This is a genomic window from Microbacterium sp. NPDC057659 (assembly GCF_042799915.1).
In the GTDB taxonomy this organism is placed as follows: Bacteria; Actinomycetota; Actinomycetes; order Actinomycetales; family Microbacteriaceae; genus Microbacterium.
In genome coordinates this window covers 1,065,384-1,082,177 of the sequence record NZ_JBHVHU010000002.1, presented here as the reverse complement: position 1 = coordinate 1,082,177, position 16,794 = coordinate 1,065,384, and the positions used below count along the sequence as shown (strand labels likewise).

The following is a 16,794-nucleotide window of genomic DNA, read 5'->3' as shown; positions in this document are numbered from 1 at the left end:
TCAGAGCCCGAAGCGCTCCAGGTAGGGGTTCACGAAGCGGCGGCCGGGGTCGAGCTCGGCGCGCAGCGCCGCGAAGTCGTCCCAGCGGGCGAAGCGGCGGCGCACCTCGGCGCCGTCCAGTGTGAAGACCTTGCCCCAGTGCGGTCTGGCCGTCGTCGGAAGCGCGGCCTCGAGGTCGGGCAGCAGGGCGCGTACGGCCGGCTCGTCGGGGCGCCACGTGAAGTGCAGGCCCACCATGTCGGTGCCCTGGGCGCCGCTCAGCCACAGCTCGTCGGCCGCGATCGTGCGGATCTCGTTGACCAGCAGCAGCGGGGCGATCCGGTAGGCGAGCCCGCGGACGGCATCGAGCGCCGCCACGGCGTCGGTCCGCGGCACGAGGTACTCGCTCTGCAGCTCGGCACCGGCCGAGGGCGTGAACTCCAGCCGGAAGTGCGGCAGGCGCTGGAACCAGGGCCCCGGCACGCCGCCCTGATCCGTGCACGCCTCGGCGTCGACGCCGAGGATCGGATGTCGCTTCACCTGCGCCGGGACTGCGCTCAGCCGCGTGGGCAGGTCGCCGGCGAGGTCGTCGGAGCCGCGCTGCTTGATCCAGAGCTGGTCGGCGCAGTCGGTGCGCTGCCAGGTCGTGAAGATACTGACGCTGGTGCCCGCACCGGTGACGGCATCGAGGTCGTCGAGGATCGCGTCCCAGCGCGGGTGCTCGTACACGCGCTGCGCGACGGCATAGGTCGGCTCGACGTCGAGGACGAGTTCGAGGACGGCTCCCAGCGCGCCGAGCCCGACGACGGCGCCGGCGAACCGCGGCTCGCCACGGCGCAGCCGAAGCAGTTCCCCGGATGGCGTGAGCAGGGTCAGCTCGCGTACCGCGGTCGCGAGTGAGCCGATCGCATCGCCCGATCCATGCGTTCCGGTCGCGACCGCACCGGCCACCGAGATGTGCGGCAGCGACGCCAGGTTCGCGAGCGCCAGTCCCTCGGCCTCGAGACGGGGCGCGATGTCGCCGTAGCGCAGTCCGCCCGAGACGCGCACGGCATCGCGCTCGGGGCTGATCTCGCACACCGCGGGCATGCCGTCGAGGGCGATCAGGGTGCCGTCGGTGTCGGCGATGTCGTTGAAGCAGTGCCGCGTGCCCAGCATCCGCACCGGTCCGCCGGACGTGATGATCGCACGCGCCTCGTCGAGGGACGCCGGATGGGCGACCGCTCCGCGATAGCGGATGTTCCCGGCCCAGTTGCGTTCCTCGCCCATCGGACCTCCTCGTGAATGTGCGCTCAGCCGAGCGGGTCGGACAGCAGCTGCTCGAGGGCGGCGTCGGCCGCTCCGATCAGCAGACGGTCGGCGCCGAGCGCCGCGGATGCCAGTTCCAGACGCTCGGCGGATGCCGCCAGGGCCCTCGACCGCACGTCTTCGTCGAAGCCCGCGCTGTCGAGTTCGCGCAGGCTGCCGAGGAAACCGCCGAGCACGATCATCGACGGGTTGAGCACGTTCACGGAGTTGCTCAGCGTCGCGGCGAGGATCCGGCGCTGCCGCTCGGCCTCGGTCCGTGCCTCGTCCGACGCGGTCAGCGCCTGCTCCAGTTCGGCGTCGTCGGGGGCGCTGAGTCCCGTGGCGCGGACCAGCCGCGCCCGGTTGACCTCGTCCTCGAGCACGCCGCCAGGGGCGCGGCGATCCGCGGCATCCGACAGGCTGGGGGCGGTCTGACCCCATTCGCCGGCGTAGCCGCCGGCACCGCCGATGAGCTGCCCGTGCAGGACGAGCCCGCCGCCGATGCCGCTGGCGCCGCCGTTGAGGTAGACCACGTCGCCGTGCTCGCGAGCGGCGCCGAACAGCCGTTCCGCCCGCGTGCCGAGGCTCGCGTCGTTGCCGACGACGACCGGCATCTCGAGGGCCTCACCGAGCGGGCCGGCGATGTCGGCGTCGTGCCACTGCAGGTGCGGTGCGAAGCGCACAAGGCCGTCCTCTGCGCGCACCAGGCCGGGCACTGCGACACCCGTGCTCACGAGGCGGCAGTCCTGAAGGGGCCCTGTCCGCCATGCCTCGACGGTGCGCACGACGATCCCGACCACGTCGGCGACATCCGGATCCTGGACCGCGATGCGCTCGCGCAGACGGACCGCGCCGCCCAACGACACCGCCCCGATCTCCACTGCGTCGATCTCGGGGTTCACGCCGATGGCGACCACGTCAGGACTCGGCACCACGATCGGCGAAGGACGGCCGACGCGGCGGGTGGGATCGGGCTCGTGCTCGTGCACCAGACCGGCCGCGGCGAGGCGCGCGACCAGATCCGACACCGTGGACCTGTTCAGTCCAGTCTCGGCGGTGATGACCGCACGCGAGCGCGGCCCGCCATGGTGGACCAGTCGCAGCACCTCGGCGAGGTTGGTGCGGCGCACCCCCTCGACGGTCGTCGCCCGCACGCTCATCGTCCCAGGGTACCGAGCCCTGCCTGCTCCGCCGGCTCGTACGAGAAGCGAGTCACGCGCACCTCCCCGCCGGGTCCGTCGCCATCGCCGCTCGCGTGCACGCCGAGCCAGATGCCGAGGAAGCCCCCTGTCGCCGCGGCGTCGAGCTCACGTCCGTCGACCGCACCGACGGTGCGCCCCTCGTGCTCGAACAGGTACTCGTACCCGCGGACCCGCAGCCCGAGTTCGACGCTCCGGCCCTCGTCGAGCGGCAGCTCAGGGCCGTCCAGCGCGATGCCGGCGCGACGGCGCACGAGGCGGAGCACATCGCCGTCCGCCCGCCTGTCCACCTCCAGCACGGCGTGATCGTGCTCGGACTGGCGCACCACGAGGCCCGCGCGCTCGCCCGTCTTCAGGCCGGAGAGGTCCAGCGCGCACCGCACATCGACGTCCGGATGCTGCTGCCTGATGCCGAGGAAGGCGGGCGCGGCGGCATCCTGCAGCGTCGTGGCGCGCACCGTCATCCGCCAGGCCTCTTCGTCGGGCCGGGCGATCTCGGCGGGCAGCGCCCGCAGCGCGGTCCAGCGCGGGTCTCCGGGAGGGACCTCCCCCGGCACGCGGTCGTCGGGCTGCCAGCTGCCGGATGCGGGGGCCGCGGCGGCCCACGACGCGGAGACTCGTTCGGGCACCCGGCCCGCGCCGGGGGCGAACACCGGCCAGCCGTCCTGCCACTCGACCGGGCACAGGAACGTCTCTCGCCCGAGCGGATAGTGCACGCCGTCGGCGGCGCGCATGCCCAGCAGCACGGCATGCCAGGAGTCGTCCGGCGCCTGCACGAGGTCGGCGTGCCCGACGCCGATCACGCCAGGACCGCGGCCCAGGTTCCTGTGCGTGAGCACCGGGTTGACCGGGTTCGGCGTGTAGGGTCCCGTGATGTGCTCGGAGCGCGCCGAGCTCACGGCGTGATGGAACTCCGTGCCGCCCTCCGCGGCGATGAGGTGCCAGCGGCCGTCGATCCGGTACAGGTGCGGCCCTTCGGCCCACACCGCGCCGCGCACGGCGCCGCGCCAGATCACGTGCTCCTCGCCGACCAGCGCGCGCTGTTCCGGCGAGTACTCGCGCACCCAGACCTCGGTCTGCTGCGGCCACTCCGGGTCGGCGACGAGGCGCGTGCCGTGCATCCACACCCTGCCGTCGTCGTCGAATGCGAGCGACGGATCGATGCCGACCACGTCGAGCGGGGTCGGGTCGCTCCAAGGACCCGAAGGGGCGTCCGCGGTGACCAGGAAGTTCCCGCCGCGAGCGGGATCGTCACGATCGACCAGTGTGCAGACCACCCAGAACAGCCCTCGCCCGTGCCGGATGGTCGGCGCATACAGTCCGCCCGACGACCCGATGCCCGCGAAGTCCAGCATGCCCGGGCGGTCGACGACGTGCCCGATCGTCTCCCAGCCCAGCAGGTCGCGTGACCGCATCACCGGCAGCCCCGGCAGGTACTCGAACGTGGACGTGACCAGGTAGTACCACTCCCCGACCCGGCAGATCGACGGGTCGGGGTGGCACCCCGGCAGCACCGGGTTCGGGACCTCGATCTTCGTCACTCGGCCGACACCATCACGAGCCGGGCATCCGCACCCGTCACCTCGTGCACGGCGCCGGTGAGCCGCACCGTCGCCGGCGAGGTCGCCGAGCCGGGCAGCACGCGATTCGCGCGCGGCCGCTCGTTCGAGATCGCGCCGCCCGTGGCGTCGGGCAGAGCGGATGCCGGCGGCGCGGCCTCGGCATGCGACCCGACCCACACCCGCACGGCGCCGGGCTCCACGACGCGGGTGAGACCGCGGTCGGTGAAGGCGAAGCGCGCAGCCGGCACGTCGAAGCGCACACGGCGGCTCTCCCCCGGCTCCAGCTGCACACGGACATAGCCGAGCAGCTGCGCGATCGGACGGGTGACGCTCGCGACCGGATCGTGCCCGTAGAGCTGCACGACATCTGCGGCGGCGACACCGCCGGTGTTGCGCACCGTGACGGATGCTGTGAACCAGCCGTCCGTCGACGCCTCCGGCGACGCCTCGAGGTCTTCGTAGGCGAAGGTCGTGTAGCTCAGGCCGAAGCCGAACGGCCGCAGCGGCGTCGGATCGGTGGAGGTCACGTCGGACGGCCCGCCGAGCGGCGGATGCAAGTAGCTGTAGGGCTGCGAGCCCGACGAACGGGGCAGGCTCACCGGCATCCGTCCGCTCGGCACCACAGCGCCTGTCAGCACGTCGGCGATCGCCTCTCCACCGCCCTCTCCGGGGAAGAACGCCTGCAGCACGGCTGCCGGACGCGGGCCGTCGTCGTCCAACGCCCAGTCGATCGCGTAGGGACGACCGGTGATCAGCACCATCACGACGGGCGTGCCGGTGGCGACCAGCGCCTGGACCAGCTCGCGCTGCACGCCCGGGAGCTCGAGCGACTCCACGTCGTTGCCCTCGCCGACCGTGCCGCGGCCGAACAGGCCGGCCTGATCGCCGACGACGACCACGGCGATCTCGGCATCCGCCGCCGCGGAGACCGCCTGCGCGAAGCCGGAGCGGTCGTCGCCCTCGACCTCGCAGCCCGGGGCATGCACGATCGCGGCATCCGGAAGCGCGGCCGCCAGCGCCTCGCCGACGGTGGGGATGCGAAACCCGAGCTCATGGCCGGGGTGGTGCGCCAGCACGTGGTTCGCGAACGAGTAGCAGCCCTGCAGGGCCGCTGCGCGGTCCGCATTCGGGCCGATCAGGGCGATGCGCCGTGCGCCCGCCGCGAGCGGCAGCGCGCCCTCGTTCGACAGCAGCACCAGCGACTCGGCCGCCAGCCTCCGCGCCACGGCGCGGTGCCGCGGCGTGTCCAGGTCGATGGCGACGGGCGGCTCGTCGGCGAAGGCGTCGGGCTCCAGCAGCCCCAGCTGTTCCTTCTGCAGCAGCACCCGGGTCACGGCCCGATCGAGGTAGGCCTCGTCGAACAGACCGGCGCGCACGCGCTCGACCAGAGGCGCGAGGTAGGCGTCGCCGGAGGGCAGCTCCACGTCGATTCCCGCGGTCAGCGCCAGCGCCGCGGCCTCGCCGCGGTCGGCGGCCACGGCATGCATCACCTCGAGGAACGCGACCGCGAAGTAGTCGGCCACCACGACGCCGTCGAAGCCGAGCCTCTCGCGCAGCAGGCCGGTCAGCAGTGCCGGGTCCGATGCCACGGGCACGCCGTCGATCTCGGCGTAGCTGTTCATCACGCTGCGCACTCCGCCGTCGCGGATCGCCATCTCGAACGGGGGCAGGAAGACGTCCGCGACCTCACGAGGACCGGCCGAGACCGGCGCATGGTTGCGGCCGGCGCGCGATCCCGAGTAGCCGAGGAAGTGCTTCAGCGTGGCGTGCACGCCCTCGGACTGCAGACCGCGCACGTAGGCGGTGCCCACGGTGCCGACGAGGTACGGATCTTCGCCGATGCACTCGTCGACGCGACCCCAGCGCGGGTCGCGCACGACGTCGAGCACGGGCGCCAGCCCCTGATGGATGCCGAGGACGCACATCGACTCGCCGATCAGGGCGCCCATCTCGGCCACCAGTTCGGGGTCGAAGGACGCGCCCCATGCCAGCGGCGTCGGGAACGTCGCCGCCTTCCACGCCGCGAGTCCGGTCAGGCACTCCTCGTGCACGAGAGCGGGAATGCCCAGGCGGGTCTCGGTGCGCAGCCGGCGCTGCTCCTGCCACAGCCATGCCGCACGCTCGGCGGGATCGACCGGCCGGGTGCCGTACACCCGGGTGTAGTGGCCGATGCCGTGCCGGGTGATCTCGGCGAGCGCCCCGTCGGAGCGCGCCATCTCGTTCTGCATCGGGGCGACGACCTCGCCGCCCTGGTCGAGCCAGTAGCCGACCAGCTGAGCGGCCTTCTCCTCCAGCGTCATCTCGGCGAGCAGCGCGCTCACGCGCGGCGTCGCCACCGGGAGGGCGGGGAGCGGGGAAGTCATGGAAGAGGTCTCCGTGGTCGTGTCCGGCAAGATCGTCATCCCTTCACCGCGCCGGTGAGGCCGCCGACGATGCGGCGCTCGAACAGGCTGAAGAACACCAGGGCGGGAAGCATCGAGAGCGAGGTGTAGGCGAGCACCTTCGCGGTGTCGACGGAGTACTGCGAGGCGAAGTTCTGCACGCCCAGCGGCAGGGTGAACAGGTTCTGATCGCTGAGGATGAACAGCGGCAGCATGTATCCGTTCCACGCACCGATGAACGCGAGGATGCCGACCGTGATCACGCCGGGCAGGCTGAGCGGGATGACCATGCGCCAGAAGAATCCCAGCCGCGAGGCGCCGTCGATCGATGCCGCCTCCTCGAGCTCGTCGGGGATCGCCTTCAGGAACGGCACCAGGATGATGATGGTCGTCGGCAGCGCGAACGCGATCTGCGGCAGGATGATGCCGGCCAGGCTGTTCACCAGTCCGAGGTTGCGGATCAGCAGGTACAGCGGGGTGATCGCCACGGTGATCGGGAACATCAGGCCCGCCGCGAACAGCGAGTACATCAGCCCCTTGCCGCCGAAGTCGTAGCGGGCGATGACGTAGCTCGCCATCACGCCGAGGATCACCGCGCCGAGAGTGGTGCCGACCGCCGAGATGGTGGAGTTCACCATCGCCGTCCAGAACTCGCTGCTGGAGAGCACGGTGCCGTAGTTCGCCAGCTCCCAGGGAGCCGGCCATCCGGACGGGTCGATCGTGATCTGCGAGTTGCTGCGGAAGCCGCCGATGATCACGTAGAGCACCGGAGTGATGCAGATGGCGATCAGCACGACCGCGAGCAGGTAGACGCCGGGGCTGCCCCAGCGCAGACGCGGCCTCTCGCGGCGGCCGCGGCCGCTCACGGCGCGGATCGCGACGGACGTCTTCATGGTGTCGGTGCTCATTTGCGGCCCTTCCTGCGCTTCCCGCGTGCGGGTCCGGTCAGCGCGCCCTCGGTGTCACGACGCAGCACGAACCGCTGGTAGACCAGGGCGACGACGAGCGAGATGAGGAACAGCATCACCGCGACGGCGTTGCCGAAGCCGTAGTTCCCGGCCAGATGGCCGTTCTGGTACATGTAGGTGGCCATGGTCGAGGTGCCGGCGGTCGCCGCGATGTACTGGCCCCAGATGATGTTGACCAGGTCGAACAGCTGCAGCGCCCCGATGATCGACAGGAACGCCCAGATCCGGATGGTCGGGCCGAGCAGCGGCAGCGTGATGCTCCACTGCATCTTCCAGAACCCTGCACCGTCGATCGCGGCGGCCTCGTAGAGCTCCTCCGGAATGGACTGCATGCCCGCGAGCATGAGGATCACCGCGAACCCGAGGTACTTCCAGGTGAGGATGATCATCAGCGACCAGATCGCGATCTTGGGGTCCGCGATCCAGGACTGCTGCCAGGCCCCGAGGCCCATCTTCTCGAGCAGGGAGTTCAGCGCCCCGGCATCCTGCAGCATCAGGCTCCAGCCGATGCCGACGACGACCTCGGCGATGACGTACGGGGTGAAGATCAGCACGCGGATCAGCGACTGGCCGCGGATCTTCTGGTTCAGCAGCAGGGCGAACAGGATCGCGATCGGCCCCTGCATCACCAGCGACAGCACGACGATGATGAAGTTGTGCGACACGGCGGCGCGGAACGTCTCGTCCTGCCACATCAGCACGTAGTTGTCCAGGCCGACGAACTCGGTCGGCCAGCCGTAGCCGTTCCACTTGAAGAATCCGTAGAACCCGGCCATGAGCACGGGGAAGATGACGAAACCGACGAACAGCAGCAGGGCGGGACCTGACAGCAGGGCGATCTCGCCGCGTTTGCGCCAGTCCGCCCGCGGCGCCCGGCGCACCGGGGCCGGCGCGCTGCCGGCTCCGGTGCGGTCGTTCCCCTCGGGCACGGTGGGCGCCGCGAGGGACTGTGCGTGCGACATGCTGCGGGTCAGCCCCTCGCTGCGGCGGCGCTGACCGTCTCGATCAGCTTCTTCGGCGAGCCCTGGCCGGCGAGCATCTCGACGACGCTGGTGTTCAGCGCGTTGCCGACGTTCTGACCGAGCGCGGTGTCGAGCCACAGCGACACGTACGGAGCCTTCTGGTAGGCCGCCATCAGCGGCTTCAGCGACGGGTCGGTCACGGCGCCGATCGCGTCCTGGTTGGCCGGGATGGTCTGGAACGCGACCGCGTACTTCTCCTGCCACTCCTTCGACGAGACGAAGTTCAGGAACTCCTCGCATGCCTTCGGCGAGTCCTTCGAGCAGGAGTACCCGTCGACGCCGCCCATCATCGCGCCGGCTTCGCCGTCACCACCGGCGACCTCGGGGAAGGGGAACCAGCCCAGGTCGGGCAGCGGCTTCTTGTCGGGCGTCAGGCTCGCGATCACGCCCACGTCCCAGGCGCCCATCAGCTCCATGGCGGCCTTGTGGTTGGCGACGAGGCCGGCGGACGAGTTCGCTCCCTGCTGCGCCGAGGTGGTCAGGAAGCCCTTGTTGAACGGCTCGATCTCGGCGAAGTCCTGGAGGTTCTCCGCGGCGGTGAGCCAGCACTTGTCACTGAAGTCGGCCTTGGTGGCGAGGTTCTCGATCACGTCCTGCCCGCAGGAGCGCACCGCGAAGAAGTAGTACCAGTGCGCGGCGGGCCAGGCGTCCTTCGCGCCGAGCGCGATCGGGGAGATCCCCTCGGCCTTGAGCTTCGCGACGGCTTCACCCAACGCGTCGATCGTGGTGGGCTCGGAGGTGATCCCGGCCTTCTCGAAGAGGTCCTGGCTGTAGAACATGCCACCAGGCAGCACGGCGCTGGGCATTCCGTACACCTTGCCGTCGACGCTGAACGCGCTGAACGGCGCATCGCCGAACGACTTCTTGACGTCGGGGTCGATGAGCTCCGTCAGGTCCTTCACCTTGTCGGCGCTGACGATGTCGGCGAGCTTGGCCCCGCCGCGCGCCATGAAGATGTCGGGCATGTCACCGGAGTTGACGGCGGTCTGCAGCTTGCCGTCCATGTCCTCGTTCTGGATGGACGTGACCTTGATCGTGACGTCCGGGTTCTCCTTGTGGAATGCCGCTGCGGCGTCGTCCCAGTACTGCTTGCCGTCGCCGGTCGTGGAGTTGTGCCACATCGTCATCGTGACCTTGCCCCCGGCATCCGCATCGCCGGAACCGCCGGAGCAGGCGGTCAGGCCGAGTGTTCCGAGCGCGGCGACGGCTGCGGCGGCAGCCCAGGCCTTGCGTACCTTCATGCTGTGTCTCTCCTCATCATCGAGTGGTGCAGTGCAGCAGAGGGTATCTATTTGTTGTCGACTGCACCGAATGGCAACGACGGCAACTCTGCCATCTCGACGCGGGCATGTCAATCGTTATCGATAACGTTTTCGAAACCTAGGATGGGCGTCATGAACGCGCGGATCACCATCACCGACGTGGCAGAGGCAGCCGGCGTCTCAGTCGCCACGGTCTCGAAGGCCATCAACGGCCGCGACGGCGTCGCCGCCGCGACGCTCAGTCACGTGCTGAGCGTGGTCGACGACCTCGGCTACGAGAGCTCCCTGGTGGCCACCTCGATGCGCCGACGGCAGACCAACGTCATCGGCGTGCTCGTCGCCGAGTTCGAACCCTTCGCCCTGCAGCTGCTGCGCGGCGTCTCGTCCGCACTGCAGGACACCCGGTTCGACGTGCTCGCCTACGCCGGAAGCGTCTCGGCGGGCGAGCACCAGGGATGGGAGCGCCGATCGCTGTCGCGCCTGGGCGGCACTCTCATCGACGGCGCCATCATCGTGACGCCGACCACCACCCCCACCGACGGCCCCGTGCCGATCGTCGCGATCGACCCGCACGCCGGCGACGACGGCCCGGCGACCGTGAGCGTGATCAACGTAGACGGGGCGCGCGCCGCGACCGAGCACCTGATCTCACTCGGGCATCGCCGCATCGGCCACCTGCGCGGCCGCACCGACCTCGTCTCGGCCCAGCAGCGCGAGCAGGGCTATCGCGAGGCCCTCGAGGCCGCCGGCATCCCGTACGATCCCGCGCTCGTCGCCGACGGCGGGTACCGCGCGGCGGACTCGACCGACGGCGCGCATCAGCTGCTCGATGGCGAGAGCCGCCCGACGGCGGTGTTCGCAGCCAACGACCTCTCCGCGATCGAACTGATCCGCGTGGCGCGCGAGCGCGGGCTGCGGGTGCCCGACGACCTCTCGGTGATCGGCTTCGACGACATCCCCGAGGCTGCGGCGCACGTGCCGCAGCTGACGACGGTGCGCCAACCCCTCTCCGAGATGGGCGCTGCCGCCGTGCAGCTGCTGCTGCGCCTGCTGGACGGCGGCGAGCGCGAGCACATCCGCATGCCGGCGGTGCTGGTGCCCCGCGAGTCGACCGCTCCCCCACGCGACTGAGGCGTTGCATCCGTTCGATCACCCTGATATGTTCTGCCCTACAACATTTCAACGACGAGCTTCAGGCGGATCATCATGGCACTCACCCCCACCAAGGCGGACAGGTTCTCGTTCGGCCTCTGGACCATCGGCTACAACGGCACCGACCCCTTCGGCGGCCCGACCCGCCCCGCACTCGACGTCGTGCACGCCGTCGAGAAGCTGGCCGAGCTCGGCGCCTACGGCCTGACCTTCCACGACGACGATCTGTTCGCGTTCGGCTCGACGGATGCCGAGCGGCAGACCCAGATCGACCGGCTGAAGGGCGCCCTGGCCGACACCGGCCTGATCGTGCCGATGGTGACCACCAACCTGTTCAGCGCCCCGGTCTTCAAGGACGGCGGCTTCACGTCCAACGACCGCCAGGTGCGCCGCTTCGCGCTGCGCAAGGTTTTCCGCCAGCTCGACCTCGGCGCCGAGCTGGGTGCGAAGACCTTCGTGATGTGGGGCGGCCGCGAGGGCGCCGAGTACGACTCCGCCAAGGACATCCGCGCGGCGCTGGAGCGCTACCGCGAGGCCGTGAACCTGCTCGGCGACTACATCACCGACAAGGGCTACGACATCCGCTTCGCCATCGAGCCGAAGCCGAACGAGCCGCGCGGCGACATCCTGCTGCCCACGCTGGGCCACGCGATCGCCTTCATCGACTCGCTGGAGCGACCCGAGCTCGTGGGCCTGAACCCGGAGGTCGGGCACGAGCAGATGGCCGGCCTGAACTTCGCCGCCGGCATCGCCCAGGCGCTGTACCACGGCAAGCTGTTCCACATCGATCTGAACGGCCAGCGCGGCATCAAGTACGACCAGGACCTGGTGTTCGGCCACGGCGACCTGCACAACGCGTTCGCGCTGGTCGATCTTCTCGAGAACGGCGGCCCCGGCGGCGTCCCCGCTTACGACGGCCCGCGGCACTTCGACTACAAGCCCAGCCGCACCGAGGACGAGAACGGCGTGTGGGACTCCGCCGCGGCGAACATGCGCACCTACCTGCTGCTGAAGGAGCGCGCCGCGGCGTTCCGCGCCGACCCGGAGGTGCAGGAGGCGCTCCAGGCGGCGAAGGTCGCCGAGCTGTCGCAGCCCACCCTGAATCCCGGCGAGTCCTACGAGGACTTCCTCGCCGACCGCAGCGCCTACGAGGACTTCGACGCCGACGCCTACCTGGGCGGCAAGGGCTTCGGCTTCGTGCGCCTGCAACAGCTCGCCACCGAGCACCTGCTCGGCGCCCGCTGACCCGGCATCCGTTCGCCGAGAGCCCGCATTCGCATCGAGACCCCGTCCTGCGGACCTCGGCACGACGGGGTCTCGGCGACGGGCCGCCATCGGATGACACAGATGAGAGGATGCCGCGCATGGCACTGGTGATCGGAGTCGACTCGTCGACGCAGTCGTGCAAGGTCGTCGTGCGGGACGCCGCGACGGGTACGGTCGTGCGCTCGGGACGGGCGCCCCACCCCGACGGCACCGAGGTCGATCCCGGGGCTTGGTGGGACGCGCTTCAGGAGGCGCTCGCGCAGGCCGGCGGGCTCGATGACGTCGTCGCCGTCTCGATCGCCGGCCAGCAGCACGGAATGGTCGCCCTCGATGCCGAAGGCCGGGTGATCCGCCCCGCCCTGCTCTGGAACGACACCCGTTCGGCCGCCGCCGCCGCCGACCTGATCGCCGAGCTCGGCGCCGAGGAGTTCAGCGGGCGAACCGGTGTCGTGCCGGTGGCGTCGTTCACCGTGACGAAGCTGCGCTGGCTGGCCGACAGTGAGCCCGAGAACGCGGCGCGCATCGCCGCCGTCGCTCTGCCGCACGACTGGCTCACCTGGCGGCTGCGCGGCTTCGGGCCGCAGGACCCGCAGCTCGATGAACTGGTCACCGATCGCTCGGATGCCAGCGGCACCGGCTACTGGGGAGCGGACGGGTACGACCGCAGCATCCTCTCGCTGGCGCTGCGCAGGGACGCGACCGACATCGTGCTGCCGCGCGTACTCGGCCCCGCGGAACACGTCGGCTCGGCGGCCGGCATCCGCTTCGCCCCCGGCGCCGGCGACAACGCCGGCGCGGCGCTCGGCCTGGGCGCGCGCAGCGGCGACGCGGTGGTGTCGATCGGCACCTCGGGCACGGTGTTCGCCGTCACGGATGCCCCGGTGCACGACGTCAGCGGCACGGTCGCCGGGTTCGCGGATGCCGCGGGCGGCTGGCTCCCGCTGATCGCGACGCTCAACGCCGCACGGGTGCTCGACGCCACGTCCACACTGCTCGGCGTCGCCCACGACGGCCTGAGCGAACTGGCGCTGGGCGCCGAGCCCGGCTCAGCCGGACTGGTGCTGCAGCCCTGGTTCGAGGGCGAGCGCACCCCGAATCTGCCCGATGCCACGGCGACCCTCTTCGGCATGACTCTGGCGAGCACCACGCGCGAGAACCTCGCCCGCGCGGCGATCGAGGGCGTGCTGTGCGGTCTGGCTGAGGGGCTCGACGCGATCCGCGCGCACGGTGTCTCGCCCACCCGCATCCTGCTCGTCGGCGGCGCGGCCCAGAGCCCCGCGGTGCGGACGATCGCCGCGCAGGTCTTCGACCTGCCCGTCGTCGTGCCGGCGCCAGCGGAGTACGTCGCGCTCGGCGCGTCCGCGCAGGCGGCCTGGGCGCTCACCGGCTCCCGTCCCGCCTGGGACGGGGACGGCTCGGATGCCGCGGCGGGCAGCCCCGTCCCCGGCATCCGGTCCCAGTACGCCGCCCGCCTGCCCTAGCCGGGCCTTCAGCGCTCGATCTGGAAGTTGAACACGCCCTGGTCGAAGTGGTTGTACTGCTCGTAGTCGATCAGGTCGTACAGGTCGGCGCGGTGCTGCATCTCGCCGAGCTTCGACGTGAGGTGCCCCTCGTCGAGCAGTGTGTCCAGCGCACGGTCGGCCGCCCCCATCGCGATGCGCAGCAGCGACACCGGCCAGATCACCAGGTTGACGCCCGCATCGCGGAGCTGGTCGACCGAGAACAGGTCGCTCTTCCCGAACTCGGTCATGTTCGCGAGGATCGGCACATCCAGGGCCCTCGCCATCGCCTCGAACTCGCTCAGGTCGCGCATCGCCTCCGGGAAGATCGCGTCGGCACCGGCATCCACCAGCGCCTTCGCGCGATCGATCGCGGCGTCCACCCCCTCAACGGCACGGATGTCGGTGCGCGCCATGATCAGGAAGTTCGGGTCGCGCCGGGCGTCGGCCGCCGCGCGGATGCGCTTGATCGCGGTGTCCTGGTCGACCACGGCCTTGCCGTCGAGGTGACCGCAGCGCTTCGGGTTGACCTGGTCCTCGATGTGCGTGCCGGCCAGGCCCGCGTCCTCGAGCTCCTGGATCGTGCGGGCCACGTTCATCGGCTCACCGAAGCCGGTGTCGGCGTCGACGATGGCGGGGAGGTCCGTCATCCGGGCGATCTGCTTCGCACGGCCGGCGACCTCGGTGAGCGTGGTCAGGCCGATGTCGGGCAGGCCGAGGTCGGCCGACAGCACGGCGCCCGAGATGTAGACGCCCTCGAAGCCCTTGCGCTCGATGAGCCGGGCCGACAGCGGGTTGAAGGCACCGGGGAAGCGCAGCAGCTCGCCCGACGCGAGCCGCTCCCGGAACAGCCGGCGCTTCTCAGCGGGAGTGGTGGTGGAGTACAGCATGAGATCCTCCTTGGGTCAGGTCCCGGTTGTTGTGCGAGCGACGAAGGAGCGAGACGAAACGCGACACGCGAACCTGAGACGTTTCGTCACTTCGTCTCGCTCCGCTCGCTCAGTACGGCGCTCGCTCCGCTCGCTCAACGACCGATGTGAATCAGAACAGTCCGGCCGGAGCCGGGGCGGCCTCGAGCAGGCCGGGCTTCGCGATGATGCTCAGCTCGGCGACCTCCGCCGCGGTGAGCTCGGGCAGGCGCTGGACGAGCTCCAGGAACCGCTCGATCTCGGATGCCTCGAGCACCGGCTCCGCCAGCATCCGGAACTTGGCGATGTAGTTCGCGCGGGCGAACGGGCGTGCGCCCAACGGGTGCGCGTCGGCGACCGCGATCTCGTCGGTCAGCGTGGTGCCGTCGGCCAGCGTGATCTCCACGCGGCCGCCGAACGCCTTCTCGGCCGGGTCGATCGAGTGGTAGCGGCGCGTCCACTCGGCGTCCTCCGCGGTGGTGATCTTGTGCCACAGGGCGACCGTGTCGGCACGGCCGGCGCGCTCCGGGGTGTACGAGTCGACGTGGTGCCAGGCGCCGTCCTGCAGCGCCACGGTGAAGATGTACGGCACGGAGTGGTCGAGCGTCTCGCGCGACGCCGTCGGATCGTACTTCTGCGGGTCGTTCGCGCCGGAGCCGATCACGTTGTGCGTGTGGTGACTGGTGTGGATCACGATCGACGCGACGTTCGCGGGGTCGGTCAGCTCGGGGTGCTCGCCGTGCAGCTTGCGGGCCAGGTCGATGAGCGCCTGCGCCTGGTATTCGGCGGAGTGCTCCTTCGTGTAGGTGTCGAGGATCGCGCGCTTCGCCTCGCCGGGTGCCGGGAGCGGAACGTCGTAGGCGGCGTCCTTGCCGTCCAGCATCCAGGCGATCACGCCGTCCTCGCCCTCGTAGATCGGCGACGGCGAGGTCTGCCCGCGCATGGCGCGGTCGACGGCCTCAACGGCCATCTTTCCGGCGAACGCCGGGGCGTGCGCCTTCCAGGTGGAGATCTCGCCCTTGCGGCTCTGCCGGGTGGCGGTGGTGGTGTGCAGTGCCTGCCCGACGGCCTGGTAGATGGTCTCGGCGTCGAGGCCGAGCAGGGTGCCGATGCCGGCCGCGGCCGACGGGCCGAGGTGCGCGACGTGGTCGATCTTGTGCGCGTGCAGCGAGATAGCCTTCACCAGGTCGACCTGGATCTCGTAGCCGGTGGCGATGCCGCGCACCAGTGCGCGGCCGTCCTTGCCGCAGTGCTGGGCGACGGCGAGGATCGGCGGGATGTTGTCGCCGGGGTGAGAGTACTCGGCGGCGAGGAAGGTGTCGTGGTAGTCGAGCTCGCGCACGGCGACACCGTTCGCCCAGGCGGCCCACTCCGGGCTGGTGCGGTGGTCGAGCGCGGCGCCGAAGACGGTCGAGCCGGCGCCACCGGTGGACACCGGGTGACTGAACGCCTGCGCGCGGGCGGCGTTGATCGGCCCGCGGGTGAGGGATGCCGCCGCCACCGACGCGTTGTCGATGATGCGGTTGATGATCATGTCGACGACGTCGGCGTCGACCTCGACGGGGTCGGTGGCGACCTGGGCGATCTTCCAGGCCAGCTGCTCTTCGCGGGGCAGCTCCTCCTCGGAGCGGTACACGCGGACGTGGTGGGTGACGGTCATGGGGTTCCTTCCGACAGTGACTCGAGGATGCTGGTGAGCGCGTTGTGCAGGTGCACGTGCGTGGCGTGGGCGGCGAGATCGCCGTCGCGCGCGGCCAGCGCGCGGGCGATCGTGAGGTGCTCGGCAGCGGATGCCGCGAGCCGCTCCGGCTTGTCGCGTGCCATCCGGCGGACGCGGACGAGATGGGTGCGCACCGTGCGCAGCGCGGAGCTGAGGTAGTCGTTCGCGACGGCCGCGTCGAGCGCGGCGTCGAGCCGGGCGATCAACGCGTAGTACGCGTCGCGGCCGGCCGCTCGGGAGAGGTCGACGTCGGCGAACTCGGATGCCAGCAGGCCGAAGGCCTCGGCGTCGCCGCGCTCCGCGGCGAGACGGGCGGTGGTCTCCTCGAGCGCACGGCGCATCTCGAACAGCGCCCTGATGTCGTCGGCGTCGAGGTCGGCCACCACGGTGACCCGCGGGGACTGCTGCACGACGAGGCCGTCGGCGACGAGTCGGCGCAGCGCCTCGCGCAGCGGGGTGCGACTCACACCGAGGCGCTCGGCCTGCTCGACCTCACCGAGGACGGTGCCGGACGGCAGCGTGCCGGACTGGATGTCCTCCAGCAGCTCGGCGTAGGCCCGGTCGCTTGCACGCATGACCTCAGTGTATA

The 16,794-nt window shown here is 70.8% G+C and carries 13 protein-coding genes; 3 read left to right on the top strand and 10 right to left on the bottom strand.

From position 1 onward, the window contains the following. From ACFVAE_RS13615 to ACFVAE_RS13585, 7 genes are read right to left on the bottom strand one after another with little or no spacing between them, the layout of a single operon-like run. Entirely contained in the window at positions 1-1,248 is a 1,248-nt protein-coding gene (locus ACFVAE_RS13615; protein ID WP_378893041.1) for an FAD-binding protein, read from the bottom strand. A gap of 23 nt (positions 1,249-1,271) precedes the next feature. Then, positions 1,272-2,426: an ROK family protein gene (locus ACFVAE_RS13610; protein ID WP_378893039.1), complete on the bottom strand. Its 1,155-nt coding sequence runs from the start codon at positions 2,424-2,426 to the stop codon at positions 1,272-1,274. After that, a complete protein-coding gene (locus ACFVAE_RS13605; RefSeq protein ID WP_378893037.1) occupies positions 2,423-4,006 on the bottom strand; it encodes a glycoside hydrolase family 43 protein in 1,584 nt (527 codons plus the stop codon). Before ACFVAE_RS13605 ends, ACFVAE_RS13610 begins: the two co-directional genes overlap by 4 nt. Further along, on the bottom strand, positions 4,003-6,390 hold the full coding sequence (locus ACFVAE_RS13600) for a glycoside hydrolase family 3 N-terminal domain-containing protein (RefSeq protein WP_378893035.1): 2,388 nt from the start codon (positions 6,388-6,390) through the stop codon (positions 4,003-4,005). The genes ACFVAE_RS13605 and ACFVAE_RS13600 overlap by 4 nt, the downstream gene beginning before the upstream one ends. 35 nt (positions 6,391-6,425) lie before the next feature. Continuing rightward, positions 6,426-7,316, bottom strand: a complete 891-nt coding sequence (locus ACFVAE_RS13595) for a carbohydrate ABC transporter permease (protein WP_378893032.1) — start codon at positions 7,314-7,316, stop codon at positions 6,426-6,428. Next, the gene (locus ACFVAE_RS13590) at positions 7,313-8,338 is read right to left on the bottom strand and encodes a carbohydrate ABC transporter permease (RefSeq protein ID WP_378893029.1); all 1,026 of its coding nucleotides are present in this window, start codon (positions 8,336-8,338) and stop codon (positions 7,313-7,315) included. Before ACFVAE_RS13590 ends, ACFVAE_RS13595 begins: the two co-directional genes overlap by 4 nt. 8 nt (positions 8,339-8,346) lie before the next feature. Beyond that, positions 8,347-9,639 carry an extracellular solute-binding protein gene (locus tag ACFVAE_RS13585; protein WP_378893026.1) on the bottom strand — a complete coding sequence of 431 codons (1,293 nt, stop codon included), beginning with the start codon at positions 9,637-9,639 and terminating at the stop codon, positions 8,347-8,349. A gap of 153 nt (positions 9,640-9,792) precedes the next feature. Here ACFVAE_RS13585 and ACFVAE_RS13580 point away from each other — a divergent pair, with 153 nt between their 5' ends. From ACFVAE_RS13580 to xylB, 3 genes are all read left to right on the top strand, one after another. Beyond that, positions 9,793-10,791, top strand: a complete 999-nt coding sequence (locus ACFVAE_RS13580; protein ID WP_378893023.1) for a LacI family DNA-binding transcriptional regulator — start codon at positions 9,793-9,795, stop codon at positions 10,789-10,791. 75 nt (positions 10,792-10,866) lie between these two features. Then, positions 10,867-12,057, top strand: a complete 1,191-nt coding sequence (gene xylA, locus ACFVAE_RS13575; protein ID WP_378893020.1) for a xylose isomerase — start codon at positions 10,867-10,869, stop codon at positions 12,055-12,057. 119 nt (positions 12,058-12,176) lie between these two features. Next, on the top strand, positions 12,177-13,559 hold the full coding sequence (gene xylB / locus ACFVAE_RS13570; protein ID WP_378893017.1) for a xylulokinase: 1,383 nt from the start codon (positions 12,177-12,179) through the stop codon (positions 13,557-13,559). Between the two features lie 8 nt (positions 13,560-13,567). Here the strand turns inward: xylB and prpB are convergent, their stop codons facing one another. From prpB to ACFVAE_RS13555, 3 genes are all read right to left on the bottom strand, one after another. Next, on the bottom strand, positions 13,568-14,467 hold the full coding sequence (gene prpB / locus ACFVAE_RS13565) for a methylisocitrate lyase (protein WP_378893014.1): 900 nt from the start codon (positions 14,465-14,467) through the stop codon (positions 13,568-13,570). Between the two features lie 151 nt (positions 14,468-14,618). Then, entirely contained in the window at positions 14,619-16,145 is a 1,527-nt protein-coding gene (locus ACFVAE_RS13560) for an MmgE/PrpD family protein (protein WP_378893011.1), read from the bottom strand. Beyond that, a complete protein-coding gene (locus tag ACFVAE_RS13555) occupies positions 16,142-16,780 on the bottom strand; it encodes a GntR family transcriptional regulator (protein WP_378893008.1) in 639 nt (212 codons plus the stop codon). The genes ACFVAE_RS13560 and ACFVAE_RS13555 overlap by 4 nt, the downstream gene beginning before the upstream one ends. Between the last annotated feature and the right edge of the window lie 14 nt (positions 16,781-16,794).